Here is an 18,845-nt window from a genome sequence, read left to right on the forward strand (position 1 = left end):
AGAGTAAGAGTATTGACCGCAAGAGGTCCGTTTTGAAATTGGAGAATTCCGAAAGAATGCGGGCGCAGTGCTACGCAACTTGCAGTAGCCGGCCGGGATGAACACTCCCTTGACGATTTTCAGACGCTCACGCCAAACCTTTCCCGATACGCCACCGGCGTCACACCGTATTGACGTTGAAACGCGCGGCGCAGGTTTTGTTCGTCGCCGAAGCCAACGCGCGCGGCAATGCGTTTTAGCGGCACATCCGAATCGAGCAGTGCGAAGCGGGCGGCTTCCAGACGCATGCGTTCCACCGCTTTCGCCGGGGTCGATCCGGTTCGCGCGAGATAGCTGCGTGCAAACGTCCGGGGGCTCATATTTGCCTGCTCGGCCAGTCGTATCACCGACAGATCGCCGTCCAGCCGCTCGGACATCCACGCATGCAAATCGCCGAACGGGGCACCCGCCGCAACCTGTTCCTGCAACGGGGGACTGAATTGCGATTGCCCGCCTGCGCGCTTGAGAAACACCACCAGCCGGCGCGCGGCCTGCAACGCTACGTCGACACCGCAATCGTCCTCGATCAGCGCAAGCCCGAGGTCGATGCCCGCCGTGATACCGGCCGACGTCCACACCGGTTCGTCGCGCACGTAAATCGGATCGGACTCGACCCGCGCCTGCGGAAAACACGTCTGCAACATCGCCGTGTCCAGCCAGTGCGTTGTCGCGCGACGTCCGTTCAACAGCCCCGCCGATCCCAGAATGAACGCCCCCACGCACACCGAACACACGCGTCGCACGTTTGGCGCGTAGTCGCGCAACCAATCGCCCACTGCCCCCGGCACCGCCGGACGATGCGCCACCGCACCGCCCACCGCGACAAGCGTGTCGACCTGCATCTCATTCAGCGCCCGCATCGGCTCCGTATGCAGTGTGATGCCGGACCCCGTCTCCACCGGGCCGCCGTGCTCGGACACCACGACAGTGCGATACGGCGCCTCCTGCCCCCGCTCCGAGAAGTTGCGGATGACGGCGTGGAACGCGTCAAGCGGTCCTGCCAGATCCAGCAGCACAAACGGCGGCACGATGAGAAAGGCAACGAGACGGGGTTGGCTCATGATGAATGGGGTTCCTGACGTCACGCCGCCGCTTGCACCGGACGGCGCTTCGCTTCGACGGCGTACCACACAGTCGCCAGCGCCGCGATCGCCAGCAACGGGAAGGTCGCCTGATTGATGGTGGCCCAGCCGAAGCGAGCGAGCAGTTGCCCCGCGAACAGACTCGAGATCGCGGTCCCGGCGAAGGTGATGAATTCATTCGCAGCCTGAGCCCGCGCCCGCTCCGCAGGTCGATACGACATGGTGAGCAACGTCGTGCCACCGACAAACATGAAGTTCCAGCCGACGCCCAGAAACGCCAGCGCCGCATAGAAGTACGGCAGACTGGTCGACATCAGCGCCAGCACGCCGCACAGGGCGCTCATCGCAATGCCTGCCAGCAGCACCGGCACCACACCCCAGCGTTTGACGAGATATCCCGAGAAGAACGACGGCGCATACATTCCGACCAGATGCCACTCGATGATGTGCGCCCCATCGTCGATGCTGTGTCCGCACGCCACGGCCGCAATCGGCGTCGCCGTCATCACGAACATCATCACCATGAAGCCGATCAGGTTGTTGGCCAACGCGGCCATATAGATGGGCTGACGCATGATCTCGCCGAGCGGACGCGCAGGTAACTCGGCAGCGTTGCCCGTCGCCCCGCCCGCCGCATGCACCGGCAAGTCGCGCAGAAAGCCGACGAGCAACAGCAACGATATTCCCGAGAGCAGCGTGACGACGAGATACGAGCCCGCGAACGTCACCGGTGCGAGCCAGTCCTTGCTGCCCGCCGCCAGCGCCGGTCCGATCACTGCGGCAATCACCCCGCCCGTCAGCACGATGGAGATCGCACGCGGCTTGTCCTCGACAGGCACCACGTCAGCCGCCGCCAACCGGTAGTAACGCGCAAACGCCTGAAACACCCCCACACACGCCGTGCCAGCGCAGAACATCGCGAAATGCCGCTCGTAGATCGCCATCACCGACACCAGCCCGCCGACCGTGCCGAACAACGCCCCCAGCGCGAAGCCCATGCGTTGGCCGAAACGTTGGATCAGTATCGACGCGAAGATCGTCGTGATGGCCGAGGCGACGGTAATCAAGGAGAACGGCAGCGTCGCGTAGCCTTTATCGGACGCCAGCATGTAGCCCACGAGCCCGGTCAGCGTGAGATCGACGGACAACGCCGCGGTGTACAGCGCCTGACAAGCGGCGAGCACGGCGGCGTAGCGCCGGCCCAGACGACGTCGCAGATGCGATGCCTGTTCGGGATCGCTGGGTTCGGAAGGTGGCGCGGCGCGCCCGGCAACGAGATCGGTCATGAGTGTGTTGTCGAACAAGTCGGGAATCGTTGGGAGCCCTCATCTTGCCGTCGGCCGTTTTGGCACGAATGCCAATCATGCATCAAAAAATGCCACGCCGCGAAGCTCAACGCGCCCTCAAAACGCCGTCAACACGCATCACCCCGGCCGATACCCCCATGCACCGCCATGCCCCCCGGCCGCCCCTTCGACGCGAGCGGCCGCGCGCTCACACGGAAGTCGCGCCAAATCGGTGCGCACCAACACAGCGCGCCACCGCACCATCGTGTTTCGCGCGCGTCGTGCCGGCCTCGGCCGAACGGACGATGCCTCGTTCTCGTCACCGCGTCATTGCACGGATGCAAACTTGGATGCAAGTCTGAATACCAAGGTGAATTCAGGGCTTTCCGGGGGCACGCGTCACGTCGGTCAAGGCCGTCTGAAGCTGCCGTCCGTACGGGAGCAAGCGACGCTGGCACGGCCCTTGCGTTAGTCAGTGGATACCGGATCCACCGGTCTAACCAGGAAAGGGGAAGACGTACCATGAAACGACGCACGCTACTCCAGATGGCGGCCCTCTCGGGCGCCGCATCGCTTACCGGCATGGCACCCAACTTGTTCGCGCAGAGCAAGCAGCCCATCAAGATCGGTATCCTGCACTCGCTCTCGGGCACCATGGCTATCTCGGAGACGTCGCTCAAGGACGTCGCCCTCATGACCATCGCCGACATCAACGCCCGCGGCGGCGTGATGGGCCGCCCGCTCGAAGCCGTCGTCGTCGACCCGGCATCGAACTGGCCGCTCTTCGCTGAGAAGGCCCGTCAACTGCTCACCAAGGACAAGGTCGCCGCCGTATTCGGCTGCTGGACATCGGTGTCGCGCAAATCGGTTCTGCCGGTCTTCGAAGAACTCAACGGCCTGCTCTACTACCCGGTGCAGTACGAAGGCGAAGAGATGTCGAAGAACGTCTTCTACACGGGCGCCGCGCCGAACCAGCAGGCGATCCCCGCCGTGGAATACCTGATGGGCAATGAAGGCGGCAGCGCCAAGCGCTTCTTCCTGCTCGGCACGGACTACGTCTACCCGCGCACGACCAACAAGATCCTGCGCGCCTTCCTGCACTCGAAGGGCGTGGCCGACAAGGACATTCAGGAGGTCTACACGCCGTTCGGCCACAGCGACTATCAGACCATCGTCGCCAACATCAAACAGTTCGCACAGGGCGGCAAGACCACCGTCATCTCGACCATCAACGGCGATTCGAACGTGCCTTTCTACAAGGAACTGGGCAACCAGGGGCTCAAGGCCACCGACGTGCCGGTCGTCGCCTTCTCCGTCGGTGAAGAGGAGCTGCGCGGCATCGACACCCGGCCGCTCGTGGGTCACCTCGCCGCGTGGAACTACTTCATGTCGGTGAAGAACCCGACCAACGATTCGTTCAAGAAAGAGTGGTTCGCTTACGTCAAGGCCAAGGGCTTGCCCGGCGGCGACAAGCGCGTGACGAACGATCCGATGGAAGCCACCTACGTTGGCATGCATATGTGGAAGCAGGCGGTCGAGAAAGCCGGCAGCATCGACGTCGACAAGGTGCGCACCGCAATGATCGGGCAGTCCTTCAAGTCGCCGGACGGCTTCGACATGGTCATGGACGGCAACCACCACCTGCACAAGCCGGTGATGATCGGCGAAATCCGCCCGGACGGTCAGTTCAACGTCGTGTGGAAGACGAAGTCGACCGTGCGCGCCCAACCGTGGAGCCCGTTCATCGCGGGTAACGAAAGCAAGCCCGACAAGGTCTGATCCCCCCTTCCATTCCATGCGCCGGAGCCGCATCACCGCCCTCCGGCGCATGTCGAGGTTTCGCATGATAACGATAAGACGCTGGACCGCCGCCGCCCTTGTCCTGCTTTCGCTGGGCGCTGCGCTGACGATATCCTCCGTGGCCCGTGCGGCGCAACCGGGCATAAGCGACACCGATCTCACTGCGCTCGCGGGCGACGATTTCGACGCCAAGGCGCAAGCCATCGATCATCTCGCAGCAGACGGATCGCCACAGGCTGTTGCACTCCTCAAGGCACTTGCCAACGACTCGGCCGTGATCGTGGGTGAGCGCATTGCCATTCAGAAGGACGACAAATACGTCGATCCGATCACGGGCGCGCCGGTCAAGGCCGATGACGCCGGATCGCTCACGCTCAATAACGTGCTGCGCGCGAAGGTCGCCACCGCAGCCGCCGCCGGCGCCCTGCTCTCGCCGGATCACGACACCCGTGCGCAGGCCATCGATACGATGCTGCAAAACCCGTCGCCCGCCTTCAAGGCGATCATCGAACAGGCGCGTCAGAAAGAAACCGATCCGGCGCTGCGCAAGCGTCTCGATCAGCTTTGGGCGCAAACGGCGCTGCACGATGCCGATCCGAAGAAGCGTCGCGAAGCCATCGATCTGATCGCCGCCGCAGGCGACCCGCAGATGCGCGATCTGCTGCTGCCCATCGTCGCCAAACAGGCTAACGGCACCTATGCGGAGCCCGACGCCACCGTGCGCAGCGCCGCCGACATCGCCCTCACACAGTTGGCATCGGCGCAGCGTCGCAGCGAGTTCTTCGGCACGGTGTTCGCCGGACTGTCGCTCGGCAGCGTGCTGTTGCTCGCCGCGCTGGGGCTGGCGATCACCTATGGTCTGATCGGCGTCATCAACATGGCGCACGGCGAGTTTCTGATGATCGGCGCGTACGCGACTTATGTGGTGCAGACGCTCTTTCAACGTTTTTTACCGGGCGCATTCGACTTCTATCTCGTGGCCGCCGTACCCGTCGCGTTCCTCGTGGCCGCCGCGCTCGGCTTCGTGCTGGAGCGCACCGTCATCAAGCATCTGTACGGCCGTCCGCTCGAGACACTGCTCACGACCTTCGGTATCAGTCTGCTGTTGATTCAGGGGGTGCGCACACTGTTCGGCGCGCAGAACGTGGAAGTCATCAACCCGTCGTGGATGAGTGGCGGCATCGCTGTGCTGCCGAATCTGATGCTGCCGTACAACCGCATCGTGATTCTCGTATTCGCGCTGGTGGTCGTCGCGCTCACGTGGTCGGTGCTCAATCTCACGCGCCTCGGTCTGTTCATTCGCGCGGTGACGCAGAACCGCGCGATGGCCGCGTGCGTCGGCGTGAAGACGGGACGCGTCGACAGCTACGCCTTCGCCTTCGGTGCGGGCATTGCCGGGCTGGGCGGCTGCGCGCTCTCGCAGATCGGCAACGTCGGCCCGGACCTCGGGCAGAACTACATCATCGACTCGTTCATGGCCGTGGTGCTCGGCGGCGTGGGCCAACTCGCGGGGACGATCGTCGGCGCATTCGGTCTGGGCATCGCCAACAAGCTACTCGAACCGGTGTGGGGCGCCGTGCTCGCCAAGATCGCCGTGCTGATCCTGATCGTCCTGTTCATCCAGAAACGCCCGCAGGGCATGTTTGCGCTCAAAGGGCGCAGCGCGGAGGCCTGAATGCAGACGTCGAACTTTTTGCCGGAAGGGACCGTGCCCTCGACACCGCTGGATGTTCCGGCGCGCGCCCGGCTTCTGCCGAAGCACGTTGCCCCGGTGCTCCTCGCGTTCGTGCTGGCCGTGATGGTGATCGTGCCGGTGTGCGCGCTGGTGCTGCCGGCCACGCACCCGTTGCACCTGTCGGCCTACGCCATGACGCTCGTCGGCAAGATCATGTGCTACGCCATCGCGGCACTCGCGCTCGATCTGGTGTGGGGCTACTGCGGCATTCTGAGCCTCGGCCACGGCCTGTTCTTCGCGCTCGGCGGCTATGCGATGGGGATGTATCTGATGCGCGGCATCGGTCGCGACGGCGTGTATCACAGCGATCTGCCGGACTTCATGGTGTTTCTCGACTGGAAGTCTCTGCCGTGGTACTGGACCGGTACCGAGCATTTTGCCTGGGCGATGTTTCTCGTCGTGGCGCTGCCGGGTGTCGTCGCGTGGATCTTCGGATATCTGGCCTTCCGCTCGCGCGTGAAGGGCGTGTATCTGTCGATCATCACGCAGGCGCTCACCTTCGCGGCGATGCTGCTGTTCTATCGCAACGAGACCGGCTTCGGCGGCAACAACGGCTTCACCGATTTCAAGCGCATTCTCGGCTACTCGATCACGTCCGCGAACACACGCACGGTGCTGTTTCTGGTGACGTTCGCCGTGCTGGTCGGCGCGTTCCTGCTGTGCCGGGCGCTGGTGGTGTCGAAGTTCGGGCGTGTCGTCACCGCCATTCGCGATGGCGAGTCGCGCGCCATGTTCCTCGGCTACCGGCCGCTGAGCTACAAGCTGTTCGTGTGGACGTTGTCGGCCATGCTGTGCGGTATTGCCGGGGCGCTGTACGTGCCGCAGGTCGGCATCATCAACCCGAGCGAGATGGCGCCGGTCAACTCCATCGAAATGGCGATCTGGGTCGCCATTGGCGGGCGCGGCTCGCTCATCGGCGCGATTGCCGGGGCGTTCATCGTCAACGGGGCCAAGAGCTTCTTCACGGCTTACTTCGCGGAGTACTGGCTGTTCTTCCTCGGCGCGATGTTCGTGCTCGTACCGCTGCTGCTGCCGCAAGGCGTGTTCGGCCTCGTCGCACAACTCACGCGCAAGCGCGCTCGGCACGCCCCGGCCGCAGCCGAAGGCGATGTGCCCCATCCCGTTTCCGGAGACCGCGCATGAGACCCGATACCGACATCAGTTGGCAGATGGCCGACGCACCGGACGCCTCCGTCACCGTCAATGTCAGCGGCGACACCACGGGGATGTCGCACCTCGTGGTGCCCGGCGAGATCGATACGTCGCACGGTCTCATCCTCTACGTGGAAAACATCTGCGTTTCCTTCGACGGCTTTCGCGCGCTGAACGATTTGTCGCTCTCTATCAAGACCGACGAACTGCGCTGCATCATCGGCCCAAACGGCGCTGGCAAGACGACGATGATGGACGTGATCACCGGCAAGACACGTCCCGACTCGGGACGCGCCTTCCTCGGCCAGACGCTCGACCTCACACGACTGGACGAACCCGCCATTGCGCAGGCGGGCGTTGGCCGCAAGTTTCAGAAGCCGACGGTGTTCGAGCAGCACAGCGTGTGGGAAAACCTCGAACTCGCCTGCGCGGGCGACAAGCGCTGGTTCCGCGCGCTGTGGGCCATGCTCACGCCGGCGATGCGCCATCGCATCGAGGAAGTGCTGGCGCTCACGCATCTGGCGCATCAGGCGCACGTGCGCGCAGGCCAGTTGTCGCACGGCCAGAAGCAGCGGCTGGAGATCGGCATGCTGCTCATGCAGCAGCCGCAACTGCTGTTGCTCGACGAACCCGCCGCCGGCATGACCGATGAAGAGACGGCGCAGTTGGCCGAACTGCTGGGTCGTCTGCGCGGGCATTGCTCGATGATGGTGGTCGAGCACGATATGGCGTTCGTCGCCGCGCTGGCGGGAGAGACGGGACTCGTCACGGTGATGGCCGAGGGACGGGTACTCGCCGAGGGCACGCTCGACGCCGTGCAGCGCGACGAGCGCGTGATCGAATCGTATCTGGGACGCTGACCATGCTGGAAATTCACGCACTCAATCAGTACTACAGCGGCAGCCACATCCTGCGTAACGTGGAATTCACGGTGCCCGATGCGCAACTCACCGTGCTGCTCGGGCGCAATGGGGTCGGCAAGACCACGCTGCTCAAATGCCTCATGGGCGTGGTGCCGGTGAAGTCCGGCAGCATCGCGTGGCGCGGCACGACGCTCACGTCTGCCCCCTCCTACGCCCGCGTGTCGAGCGGACTGGCGTATGTGCCGCAGGGACGCGAGATCTTCCCGCGGCTTACCGTCGAAGAGAATCTGCTGATCGGTGCGGCGAGCCGGCCGTCAAGCGAGGCCAAACGCGGCGTGCCCGACGATATCTACGAACTGTTTCCCGTGTTGCGCGACATGAAGCAGCGGCGCGGCGGCGATCTGTCCGGCGGCCAACAGCAGCAACTCGCCATCGGACGCGCCCTCATGAGCGACCCGCAACTGCTGATTCTCGATGAGCCGACGGAGGGCATTCAGCCGTCGATCATCAAGGACATCGGCCGAACGCTGCGGCGTCTCGTGGACGAGCGCGGCATGACGGTGCTGCTCGTCGAGCAGTATTACGACTTCGCGCTCGAACTGGCGGATCACTATCGCGTGATGAGCCGCGGCGCGATCGTGGCGAGCGGTCTGGGCAAGGACATGGAAGCCGACGGCGTGCGGCATATGGTGGCGGTGTGAGGTAGCACGCCGTGCTACATCCGTCACTCTCTCCGTACGCCTGAATTTCATGTCCAACGCTGGCTTTTCCGCCCCCTCGTCAACGTCCGAGACGACGCAGGCCCCCTCCGTCTCTCAGGGATGGAACGCCTCGCTCACGCTCGGCTTCGAGCTTCGCGGCGAACGCTCGACGTTGGCGACACGACGCCATCAGGGCCCGCTCGTCGTGCAGAAGTCTTTGCACCCGGAAGGCCCCGGCATTTGCCATGCCGTGGTCGTGCATCCGCCCGGCGGCATTGCGGGCGGCGACGCCCTGTCCATCGAGATCGACGTCGGTCGCAACGCCCATGCCGTGCTCACCACGCCCGGCGCGACGAAGTGGTACAAGTCGCAAGGCCGCTTCGGCACGCAGGACATTACGCTCACCGTGCACGACGGCGCAAAGCTCGACTGGCTGCCGCTTGAGAACATCGTGTTCGAACACGCCGACGCGCGTCAGCGCATCACCGTGCGACTCGGTGAAAACGCCACGGCAATCGGCTGGGATGCCACGCTGCTCGGCCGTCAGGCCGCAGGGGAGCAATGGACGCAAGGCCGCTGGCGCTCGAACTTCGAATTGCGCGACGCGCAGGATCGTCTGCTGTGGGCAGAACAGGCCGTGCTCGGCGCAAATGATGCGCAGCGCACCGGCGCGACCGGCCTCGCAGGCTTCCCCGTCTTCGCGGCGCTGTGGGCCGTGGGGCCGGCATGTACGCGCGAGCTGGCAGAGTCGCTCGCCGAAGGGCTGCCGTTCGACGACAACGTTCGCTCGGGCATCACCTGTCTGCCGGGCAATGTGCTCGTGCTGCGCGTGCTGGGCCATGACATGGAGACAGTGCGGCAGTTGCTGATCGCGCACTGGCTCAAGCTGCGTCCCCTCGTTCACGGCGCACCCGCCGAGCCACTGCGCATCTGGTCGACGTGATCTGATCGACGGGAGCATGAAAAAGGGCGGAACCCTTCCGCCCTTCGTGCGCTCGGGGTATTCGCGCCCCTCGCACCTCTTCGCAGCACCAGCCCCCTTCGGGTCAACGCACTGACTTGAACGCCTCACGCAGATCCTTCGTCAACGTGTCCGGCTGTTCCCAGGCGGCGAAGTGCCCCCCTTTGGCGGGACGGCTGTAGTAGATCAGGTTCGGAAAGGCCTGTTTGACCCAGCGCTCCGGTGCCTGATAGAGCTCGTCGGGGAACGCGCTGACCGCGACCGGGATCTTGATGCCCTTGGGCGCGAAGAAAGCGAATTTATTCTCCCAATACAACCTGGCGGACGACACGGCCGTATTCGTGAGCCAGTACAGCGTGATGTTGTCCAGAATGTCGTCGCGCGTCAGACCCTCGCGCTTGCCATCGAACACCCGGGCAATCAGTTGATAACTCCGCGCATCATGGTCGAGCATCCACGCGGCCAGACCGATCGGCGAATCCTCGATCGCGTACAGCGTCTGCGGGCGCGCCGTCATTTCCTGCGCGTATCCCAGCCCGTGCGAGTAGAAGAAATCGAGCTGTTCATAGGCGCGCTTTTCATCGGCCGATAAATCGGCGGGTGCCGGTTTGTGGGCATCGAGCGACTTTTGAATCTCGTCCGGAACGGCACCCGGCATGTTCGTATGGATGGCGAGCAACGCCGGCGGTGCCTGAACTGCCATCTGTTCGGTCACCGCGTCGCCCCAGTCGCCTCCCTGCGCGACAAAGTGCTGGTAACCCAGCCGGCGCATCAACTCCGTCCACGCACGGGCGATGTGCGCAGGATCCCAGCCAAGCTCGTTCGGTTTGCCGGAGAAGCCATATCCCGGCAGCGAAGGAATCACAACGTCGAATGCCTCATCCGCGCTGCCGCCATGCGCCGTCGGGTTGGTGAGCGGATCGATGAGCTTCATCTGCTCGACGATCGACCCGGGCCAGCCGTGGGTGATGATGATCGGCAATGCATTCTTGTTCTTCGAGCGCACATGGATGAAGTGGATGTCGACGCCATCGATGTTCGTCACGAACTGCGGCAAGGCGTCGAGCTTAGCCTCCACGCGACGCCAGTCGTAGTCGTTCGCCCAGTACTGCGCCAGCTTCTTCATCGTCTCCAGTTGCACGCCCTGCGAGTCGTCGCTGACCAGTTCGCGGCTGGGCCATTTAGTCGCGGCAATGCGCTGGCGCAGATCTTTCAGCGACTGCGCCGAGGCGTGGAAGTGAAACGGCCGAATGGACGTGTCGACGGCTTGCGCAGCCGCCGTAGCCGTCGTAGCGGCGCTGGCGGGCTGCGCAGCATCGGCCCATACGGACGTGAACAGCCCCATGGACATGAGCGCGGCCGAGACGGCAATAAGACGGGTGGGACGGACGCGACGCGAGCGTTTTGCGGGTTGCATTTCGATGTCTCCGGAAATTGCGGCAACTGATGCGTTAAACGAGGTTGAGCTCGACGTCGATGTTGTTGCGGATTGCCTTGGAGTAAGGGCAGGTCTGGTGAGCGGCGTCGATGAGCGACTGCGCGACATCGCGCTCGAGACCCGGCAGTCGGACGTTCAGACGCGCCTGAAGGAAGTAAGCACCGTCGGTATTGACCAGGTCGACCTCGGCGTCGACGGCGGTGTCGGCGGGCAACGGGATCTTCAGCTTGGCCGCGGCCAGCCCCATGGCGCCGATGAAGCAGGCGGACCAGCCTGCGGCGAAAAGCTGCTCGGGGTTCGTGCCGACGCCACTTGAGCCGGGCGCGGACAGCTTGATGTCGAGCTTGCTATCGGAACTTCGGGCCCAGCCGTCGCGGCCGCCGGTGGTGTGGGTCTTGCCGGTATAGAGAACTTTGCTTGCCATGATGATTTCCTCTCGGGTGTTGATTTTATTATCATCCGATTAAATCGGATGCGATGCATGTTGCGCCAAGAGAAATCGAAAGTCAACACCTTCCGATTAAATCGGATACGATACATGTCGGAGAACGATCAAGGACACCGGACCATCATGAGCAAATCGAAGACTGCCGACGCCAAGCTGCCTAACCTTTCCGACTTCTTGTGCTTCGCGGTGTACTCGGCCAACCTGGCCTTTGGCCGCGCCTACAAGCCCATTCTGGAAGCGCTTGGCGTGACCTATACGCAATGGATCGCGATCGTCGCGCTCTGGGAAGACGACAATATTTCCGTGAAGCAGTTGGGCGAGAAGCTGTTCCTCGAATCGAACACGCTCACGCCCATCCTGAAGAAGCTCGAAGAACTCGGCTATTTGCGTCGACAGCGCGATCCTGCCGATGAGCGACAGGTCATCGTCAGCCTGACTGAAGAAGGCAAGCGCCTGCGCCAGAAAGGCGCCCAGCGCGATCTGGTCGCGGCGACCGGGTTGAACCCCGAAGAGTTTGAGCGCACGCAAAAAACCATCGCGAAATTGCGCGACAGCCTGCTCAAGCACACCAGCCCCGATCGATAGCTTGCCGCGCGGGAACCGCGAGGATCGGTGCGCCGCGCATCGCAATCCCCCGGTAGTCGAGAGCGAACGCCTGGCGCGTCGTCGACAGAACCACCCCGCTCGTCGCTCCCCCTCCCCGCGAGCACGAACGGTCGCACCCACGAAATGGCGAGTTGGCGCACATCGGCGTCGCGCACCAATACGGTGACGTCCATCGCGCTGCGCCCGGAGCGCGCTTCCGATTTCGCACCAACATCGGGCATACCGCAATCGTCATCGCGTCTGGCAGCCCTTCGGCCATCCTTGGCTGACGTGCCCTTGCGCCTTATCCCGTAAGCCTGCGCACCGGTCGGCAGCGTCGGGCACGATTCCTGCTACTTCACTGTATCGACCGGTCAGACCAGATGAGCCGGCCGCCGGAACACTCCTGTTACCGGAATGCTTCGCCCCCGATTTCCGAGGTTGCCGCCATGCTGCCGTTCACCCGTTCTGTCCCGCCGCTCCTTCGTCATAGCGTCATCGTTGCCACGCTCGGCGCGCGTGCCCGCGCCCGCCGTCTCTTCACCACGTTGATGCTCGCCGCGGGCACCATCGCCGTCGTCGCCGTGGCGATGCCGCGCGCCGCGCACGCCGACGGGCTCGACGACATCGTCAAGCGCGGCACGTTGCGTGTGGCCGTGCCGCAGGACTTCCCGCCGTTCGGCTCCATCGGCCCGGACATGAAGCCCGCGGGCTACGACATCGACACCGCAGCACTGCTCGCCAAGGGCATGGGTGTGAAGCTCGAACTGGTGCCTGTGACCAGCGCCAACCGTGTGCCGTATCTCACGACGAACAAGGCCGACCTCGTCATCTCCAGCCTCGGCAAGAACGCTGATCGCGAGAAAGTCATCGACTTCTCCGACGCTTACGCCCCGTTCTACAACGGTGTGTTCGGACCGAAGGACATCGCCGTATCCAAGCCCGCCGATCTGTCGGGCAAGACCATCGGCGTGACGCGCGGCGCCGTGGAAGACCTCGAACTCTCGAAGGTCGCACCGGCCGACGTCACGATCAAGCGCTTCGAAGACAACAACGGCACGATCTCGGCGTTCCTCTCGGGTCAGGTGCAGCTGGTCGCCACGGGCAACGTCGTGGCCGCCGCGATTCTCGCCAAGCATCCGCCGAAGCTGCCCGAGCCGAAGTTCCTCATCAAGAACTCGCCGTGCTTCGTGGGCCTGAACAAGAACGAGCCGCGTCTGCTCGCCAAGGTCAACGCGATCATCGCGGCCTCGAAGAAAGACGGCTCGCTGGGCAAGGTCTCGCAGAAGTGGCTCGGTATGCCGCTGCCGGCCGACCTCTGATCGCCGACGTCGCGCCGATATCTCCGACTTTCCTGACTTGCGAAGCGTCGCGTCTCACTGACCGCCCCCAATGCATTACGTCCTCGACTTTGCCGATCTGCGGCAATACTTCATGCTGTTCGTACGCGGCGCCGCGCTGACGATCGCGCTCACGGCCATCTCGACGGTCATCGGCGTGATCGTCGGCGCGCTGTGTGCCGTCGCCCGCGAGGAAGGTTCGAACTGGTCCAAGCTCTTCGCGGGCCTGTATGTCGAACTGATCCGCAACACGCCTTTCATCGTTCAGCTTTTCTTCATCTTCTTCGGCCTGCCCAGTCTCGGCATTCATATCGACGAGACGACCGCAGCCATCATCGCCATGAGCCTTAACCTCGGCGCGTACGCGACCGAGATCATCCGCGCGGGCATGCGCGCCGTGCCGCGCGGACTCTCCGAAGCGGGACTCTCGCTCGCCATGACGCGTGGCCAGATCCTGCGTCACGTGATCCTGCCGCAAGCGTTCGCCAAGGTGTTCCCCGCGCTCGCCAGCCAGATCGTGATCGTGATGCTCGGCTCGGCCGTCGTCTCGCAGATCTCGGTGCCCGATCTGTCGTACGCCGCCAACTTCGTGCAGTCGCGCACGTTCCGCGCCTTCGAGAGTTATCTGATCGTCACGGCGGTGTATCTCGTGCTCGCCATTGCGCTGCGTCGTGTGCTGATGCGATGCGCAAGGCGTCTGTTCCGCGGTATGACCAAGGCAGGCGCGCGATGATCGAGTTCTCCACATGGGACATGCTGCGCGGCCTGTTGCTCGCCGGACGCTGGACGCTCGCGCTCTCGGGTATCGCTTTCGTTTTCGGTGGACTGGTCGCGCTGATGCTGCTGGTGGTGCGCGTCGGACGCGTGCAATGGGCCGCGCGCGCCGTAGCGCTTTACATCGAAATCTTCCAGGGCACGCCGCTGCTCATGCAGTTGTTTCTGGTGTTCTTCGGCCTGCCGCTGCTCGGTCTGGAAGTGTCGCCGTGGGTCGCGGCAGCCGTGTGCCTCACGCTTTATACGAGCGCCTATCTGACGGAAATCTGGCGCGGCTGCGTCGACGCCATTCCGCACGGTCAGTGGGAGGCGTCGTCCAGTCTCGCCATGCGCTACGGCGAACAATTGCGCCACGTGATCCTGCCGCAAGCGCTTCGCATCGCCATCGCGCCGACGGTCGGGTTCTCGGTGCAGGTCGTCAAGAGCACGGCGCTCGCATCGATCATCGGCTTCGACGAACTCACCAAGACCGGCACCATGCTCACCAACGCGACATTCCAGCCGTTCACCGTGTACGGCCTCGTCGCCCTGCTCTACTTCGCTGCCTGCTATCCGCTGTCGCTGTGGGCGCGTCATCTCGAAAGGAAACTCCATGTCGCTAATTAAAGTCAGGGGCATGCAAAAGCGCTTCGGCGAGAACCCCGTGCTGCGAGGCATCGACATGGAGGTCGAGCGCGGTCAGGTCGTGTCGATCATCGGCAAGAGCGGTTCGGGAAAGAGCACGTTGCTTCGCACACTCAATGGCCTCGAACGCTTCGACGCGGGTAGTGTGGACGTGGACGGCGTGCTCGTCGGCGCGCGCAACACCGATCTGCGCGCACTGCGTCTGAAGGTCGGCATGGTGTTCCAGCAGTACAACCTGTTTCCGCACCTGACGGCAGGCGAAAACGTGATGCTCGCGCAGAAGGTCGTCAAGAAGACGTCGAAGGCCGAGGCGCGCGAAGTCGCCCGCACGATGCTCGCGAAGGTCGGGTTGTCCGACAAGTTCGACAGCTATCCGTCGCAACTCTCGGGCGGCCAGCAGCAGCGCGTGGCGATTGCGCGCTCGCTGGCCATGCATCCGGCCGTGCTCCTGTGCGACGAAATTACGTCGGCGCTCGATCCGGAGCTGGTCGCCGAAGTCCTCAAGGTGCTCGAAGACCTCGCCGCCGAAGGCATGACGCTGATTCTCGTCACGCACGAGATGCGCTTCGCCCGTCATGTCTCGGACCGCGTGGTATTCATGCATCAAGGCAAGATCTGGGAATCCGGCGATCCGGAGCAGCTCTTCACGCAGCCCGCGACGCCGGAATTGCAGCGGTTCATCTGCCAATGAAGCGGATCGGTGCCGCTGCGCGAAACCAACTCGCACAGTGCGTTTTTTCGCACGCTTGTGGTGCATCGCGCAGCACATACAAAACCCGTTGGCGCGACGTTGAACTCGTGCTTATGATGAGCGGCAGCGGCGTCCGTCCCATGAACCCTTCGCATTGAAATTCACCCCCCACGATGAAGCTCACTCCGCGCGAAAAAGACAAGCTGCTCATTTTCACCGCCGCCCTGCTCGCCGAACGCCGGCGCGCACGCGGCCTGAAACTGAACTACCCGGAGGCCGTGGCCTTCATCAGTGCCGCACTCATGGAGGGCGCGCGCGACGGACGTACCGTTGCCGACCTCATGCACTACGGCACGACGCTGCTCACCCGTGACGACGTCATGGAAGGGGTGCCCGAAATGATTCCGGATATTCAGGTCGAAGCCACCTTCCCCGACGGCACCAAGCTCGTCACCGTGCATCACCCGATTCCCTGAACTTCATACGCGCGTTTGCGTTGCGGGGCTCTACCTTTCGCAACCCACGCGCGTGAGTCATTCGAGTGAGTCAATCGATTTACCTGCCATCGATAACAACACGCTTAGGACGCCCCCCATGGCCCGCCACCAAAACACTCACGACCGCTGCGAAGCAACCCCCGCTTGCGCAACGCCCGCCACCGACTCGCGCCGACGCCTCGCCCGCGCAGCGACCGGCCTCGCACTGCTGGCGACGTCGGGTGTCGCACTCGCACACCCGGGGCATCCGGGACACGATGCCGCCAGCAGCTTCGCCGCCGGTTTCCTGCATCCGCTCACCGGTGCCGATCACCTGTGCGCGATGATCGTTGTCGGCCTGTGGAGTTCGCTCACGTCCAAGCGCGTGTGGGCTGCGCCGCTCGCCTTCGTCGCCATGCTCGCCGCCGGTGGTCTGCTCGGCATGGCGCATTGGTTTGCGCTGCCGGGCGTCGAGCCGATGATCGCCGTCTCGTTGCTCGTACTCGGCCTGATGCTCGCCACGCGCGCGCAATTGCCGGGCTGGGCGGGTGCCGCCATCGTGGGCGCGTTCGCGGTCTTCCACGGCTTCGCGCACGGCGCGGAATTGCCCGCAGAAGCGAGCGCCATGCACTACATGGGCGGCTTCCTGGTCGCGACCGGCATGCTGCATTGCATCGGTATCGCCGCCGGGGTGGCGCTGCGTCATCGCACGGTGTGGGTGCCACGCGTGCTTGGCGCCGGTGTGCTCGCCTACGGCGTGACGCTGCTCGCCGCCGCGACCTGACCCCGGCATTCGCCCCCCCTCTCAGAGACGGAGACGCAGATGATTCCCGGAGAATTGCTACCCGCCGCAGGCGAGATCACGTTGAACGCGGATCGTCCAACCCTCAGCGTGACCGTCGCCAACACCGGCGACCGGCCGATTCAGATCGGCTCGCATTTCCACTTCTATGAAGTCAACGACGCCCTGCAATTCGACCGTGAGGCAACGCGCGGCTTCCGTCTGAACATTGCTGCCGGTACGGCGGTGCGCTTCGAGCCGGGACAACAACGTACGGTCGAACTGGTGGCGCTGGCGGGAGATCGTCGCGTCTATGGCTTTGCGGGCCGTGTCATGGGGGCGCTATGAAGATTTCTCGCCGCGCGTATGCGGAAATGTTCGGCCCCACCACGGGCGACCGGCTGCGTCTGGCCGACACGGAACTTGTCGTCGAGATCGAGCGCGACTACACGATCTACGGCGAAGAGGTGAAGTTCGGCGGCGGCAAGGTGATTCGCGACGGCATGGGGCAATCGCAACGCACCCGTGCCGACGTGGTGGATACCGTCATCACGAATGCCGTCATCATCGACCATTGGGGCATCGTCAAAGCCGACATCGGCCTCAAGGACGGACGTATCTGGGGCATCGGCAAAGCGGGCAATCCCGATATCCAGCCCGGCGTGACGATCCCGCTGGGCGGTGCGACGGAAGTCATCGCCGGCGAGGGCATGATCGTCACGGCGGGTGGCATCGATTCGCACATCCACTTCATCTGCCCGCAGCAGATCGAAGAAGCGCTGTCGTCCGGTGTGACGACGTTGCTCGGCGGCGGCACCGGCCCCGCCACCGGCACGAACGCGACCACCTGCACGCCGGGTCCATGGCACATGGAGCGCATGTTGCAGGCCGCCGACGGCTGGCCGATCAACCTCGGCTTTCTCGGCAAGGGCAACGTCAGCCAGCCCGAACCGTTGATGGAGCAGATCGAGGCCGGCGCCATCGGCCTGAAGCTGCACGAAGACTGGGGCTCCACGCCGGCGGCCATCGACGCCTGTCTGTCGGTGGCCGACGCCACCGATACCCAGGTCGCGATCCACACCGACACGCTCAATGAAGGCGGCTTCGTCGAAGCGACCGTTGCGGCCATCAAGGGCCGCACGATCCACACGTACCACACCGAGGGTGCCGGGGGCGGTCACGCACCGGACATCCTGAAAGTGTGCGGCGAGGCAAACGTGCTGCCGTCGTCCACCAATCCGACACGGCCTTACACCATCAACACGCTCGACGAACACCTCGACATGCTGATGGTCTGCCATCACCTCGACCCGGCCATTGCGGAAGACATCGCGTTTGCCGAGTCGCGTATTCGCCGCGAGACGATTGCCGCCGAGGACATCCTGCACGACCTGGGCGCGCTGTCGATGATTTCGTCGGACTCGCAGGCCATGGGACGCGTTGGCGAAGTCGTCATGCGCACCTGGCAGACGGCCCACAAGATGAAGGTGCAGCGCGGCACGCTCGGCACGGATTCCTCGCAGTCGGACAACTTCCGCGTCAAGCGCTATGTGGCGAAGTACACGATCAACCCGGCGATCACGCACGGCATGGCCCATGAAATCGGCTCGGTCGAAGTGGGCAAGTGGGCCGATCTGGTGTTGTGGGAGCCGGCGTTCTTCGGGGTCAAACCGTCGCTGATTCTCAAGGGCGGCATGATTACGACGGCGCTGATGGGCGACCCGAATGCGTCGATCCCCACACCTCAGCCGGTGCACTACCGCGAGATGTTCGGCGCGCGTGCCGGTGCGCTGGCGCGCACGTGCCTGACGTTCGTATCGCAAGCGGCGTACGATGGCGACGTGGCCGGCCGTTTCGGTCTGGCCAAGCGCATCGTGCCGGTGCGCAATATCCGGCAGGTGACCAAGGCCAACATGATCAACAACGACTGGCTGCCGCAGATCAGCGTCGACCCCGAGACCTATCAGGTCATCGCAGACGGTCAATTGCTGACGTGCGAGCCAGCGACCGTGCTGCCGATGGCGCAACGCTACTTCCTCTTCTGAACCATGCCGCAAGATTCCGAATCG

Annotated in this window: 19 protein-coding genes; 15 read left to right on the forward strand and 4 right to left on the reverse strand. The window is 63.9% G+C overall.

Translation table 11 applies throughout. The features are described 5' to 3' along the window. Positions 1–119: 119 nt before the first annotated feature. Positions 120–1,100, reverse strand: coding sequence for a GlxA family transcriptional regulator (locus ACIPHM_RS16515; protein ID WP_400330213.1), 981 nt, complete (start codon positions 1,098–1,100; stop codon positions 120–122). A gap of 20 nt (positions 1,101–1,120) precedes the next feature. Beyond that, the gene (locus tag ACIPHM_RS16520; RefSeq protein WP_400330216.1) at positions 1,121–2,407 is read right to left on the reverse strand and encodes an MFS transporter; all 1,287 of its coding nucleotides are present in this window, start codon (positions 2,405–2,407) and stop codon (positions 1,121–1,123) included. 582 nt (positions 2,408–2,989) lie between these two features. Between ACIPHM_RS16520 and urtA the strand changes: the two genes are divergently transcribed. From urtA to ACIPHM_RS16550, 6 genes are all read left to right on the forward strand, one after another. Continuing rightward, positions 2,990–4,186 carry an urea ABC transporter substrate-binding protein gene (gene urtA, locus ACIPHM_RS16525; RefSeq protein WP_400330841.1) on the forward strand — a complete coding sequence of 399 codons (1,197 nt, stop codon included), beginning with the start codon at positions 2,990–2,992 and terminating at the stop codon, positions 4,184–4,186. A 64-nt stretch (positions 4,187–4,250) separates the two neighbouring features. Then, a complete protein-coding gene (urtB, locus tag ACIPHM_RS16530; RefSeq protein WP_400330219.1) occupies positions 4,251–5,882 on the forward strand; it encodes an urea ABC transporter permease subunit UrtB in 1,632 nt (543 codons plus the stop codon). Beyond that, positions 5,883–7,085, forward strand: a complete 1,203-nt coding sequence (gene urtC, locus ACIPHM_RS16535) for an urea ABC transporter permease subunit UrtC (RefSeq protein ID WP_400330222.1) — start codon at positions 5,883–5,885, stop codon at positions 7,083–7,085. It abuts the gene before it with no gap. Positions 7,086–7,168: 83 nt separating this feature from the next. Then, positions 7,169–7,954: an urea ABC transporter ATP-binding protein UrtD gene (gene urtD / locus ACIPHM_RS16540; protein WP_400330844.1), complete on the forward strand. Its 786-nt coding sequence runs from the start codon at positions 7,169–7,171 to the stop codon at positions 7,952–7,954. 2 nt (positions 7,955–7,956) lie between these two features. After that, positions 7,957–8,658 (forward strand): urea ABC transporter ATP-binding subunit UrtE, encoded by a 702-nt coding sequence (urtE, locus tag ACIPHM_RS16545; RefSeq protein WP_400330224.1) that lies wholly within the window; start codon positions 7,957–7,959, stop codon positions 8,656–8,658. A gap of 49 nt (positions 8,659–8,707) precedes the next feature. Continuing rightward, positions 8,708–9,601: an urease accessory protein UreD gene (locus ACIPHM_RS16550; protein ID WP_400330227.1), complete on the forward strand. Its 894-nt coding sequence runs from the start codon at positions 8,708–8,710 to the stop codon at positions 9,599–9,601. A 103-nt stretch (positions 9,602–9,704) separates the two neighbouring features. Here the strand turns inward: ACIPHM_RS16550 and ACIPHM_RS16555 are convergent, their stop codons facing one another. Then, positions 9,705–11,036, reverse strand: a complete 1,332-nt coding sequence (locus ACIPHM_RS16555; RefSeq protein WP_400330230.1) for an epoxide hydrolase family protein — start codon at positions 11,034–11,036, stop codon at positions 9,705–9,707. A 34-nt stretch (positions 11,037–11,070) separates the two neighbouring features. Next, the gene (locus ACIPHM_RS16560; RefSeq protein ID WP_400330232.1) at positions 11,071–11,481 is read right to left on the reverse strand and encodes an organic hydroperoxide resistance protein; all 411 of its coding nucleotides are present in this window, start codon (positions 11,479–11,481) and stop codon (positions 11,071–11,073) included. Between the two features lie 147 nt (positions 11,482–11,628). On the opposite strand from ACIPHM_RS16560, the gene ACIPHM_RS16565 reads away from it, so the two are divergent. The 9 genes from ACIPHM_RS16565 to ureC all read left to right on the forward strand — a co-directional run bounded on the left by ACIPHM_RS16565 (position 11,629) and on the right by ureC (position 18,821). Then, positions 11,629–12,090, forward strand: coding sequence for a MarR family winged helix-turn-helix transcriptional regulator (locus ACIPHM_RS16565; protein ID WP_400330846.1), 462 nt, complete (start codon positions 11,629–11,631; stop codon positions 12,088–12,090). 551 nt (positions 12,091–12,641) lie between these two features. Further along, a complete protein-coding gene (locus ACIPHM_RS16570; protein WP_400330849.1) occupies positions 12,642–13,412 on the forward strand; it encodes a transporter substrate-binding domain-containing protein in 771 nt (256 codons plus the stop codon). A gap of 70 nt (positions 13,413–13,482) precedes the next feature. Next, positions 13,483–14,163, forward strand: coding sequence for an amino acid ABC transporter permease (locus ACIPHM_RS16575; RefSeq protein WP_400330234.1), 681 nt, complete (start codon positions 13,483–13,485; stop codon positions 14,161–14,163). After that, a complete protein-coding gene (locus ACIPHM_RS16580; RefSeq protein ID WP_400330237.1) occupies positions 14,160–14,810 on the forward strand; it encodes an amino acid ABC transporter permease in 651 nt (216 codons plus the stop codon). Before ACIPHM_RS16575 ends, ACIPHM_RS16580 begins: the two co-directional genes overlap by 4 nt. Next, a complete protein-coding gene (locus ACIPHM_RS16585) occupies positions 14,797–15,519 on the forward strand; it encodes an amino acid ABC transporter ATP-binding protein (protein WP_400330239.1) in 723 nt (240 codons plus the stop codon). The genes ACIPHM_RS16580 and ACIPHM_RS16585 overlap by 14 nt, the downstream gene beginning before the upstream one ends. Before the next feature lie 173 nt (positions 15,520–15,692). Continuing rightward, the gene (locus tag ACIPHM_RS16590) at positions 15,693–15,995 is read left to right on the forward strand and encodes an urease subunit gamma (protein ID WP_039394912.1); all 303 of its coding nucleotides are present in this window, start codon (positions 15,693–15,695) and stop codon (positions 15,993–15,995) included. A 118-nt stretch (positions 15,996–16,113) separates the two neighbouring features. After that, complete coding sequence (locus ACIPHM_RS16595) at positions 16,114–16,779, forward strand: HupE/UreJ family protein (RefSeq protein ID WP_400330242.1); 666 nt, start codon at positions 16,114–16,116, stop codon at positions 16,777–16,779. A gap of 39 nt (positions 16,780–16,818) precedes the next feature. Further along, a complete protein-coding gene (locus tag ACIPHM_RS16600) occupies positions 16,819–17,124 on the forward strand; it encodes an urease subunit beta (protein WP_400330244.1) in 306 nt (101 codons plus the stop codon). Beyond that, a complete protein-coding gene (gene ureC / locus ACIPHM_RS16605) occupies positions 17,121–18,821 on the forward strand; it encodes an urease subunit alpha (protein WP_400330247.1) in 1,701 nt (566 codons plus the stop codon). Before ACIPHM_RS16600 ends, ureC begins: the two co-directional genes overlap by 4 nt. The last annotated feature ends 24 nt before the right edge of the window (positions 18,822–18,845 follow it).

Source organism: Pandoraea sp. NPDC087047, assembly GCF_044745225.1.
Taxonomy (GTDB): Bacteria; Pseudomonadota; Gammaproteobacteria; order Burkholderiales; family Burkholderiaceae; genus Pandoraea.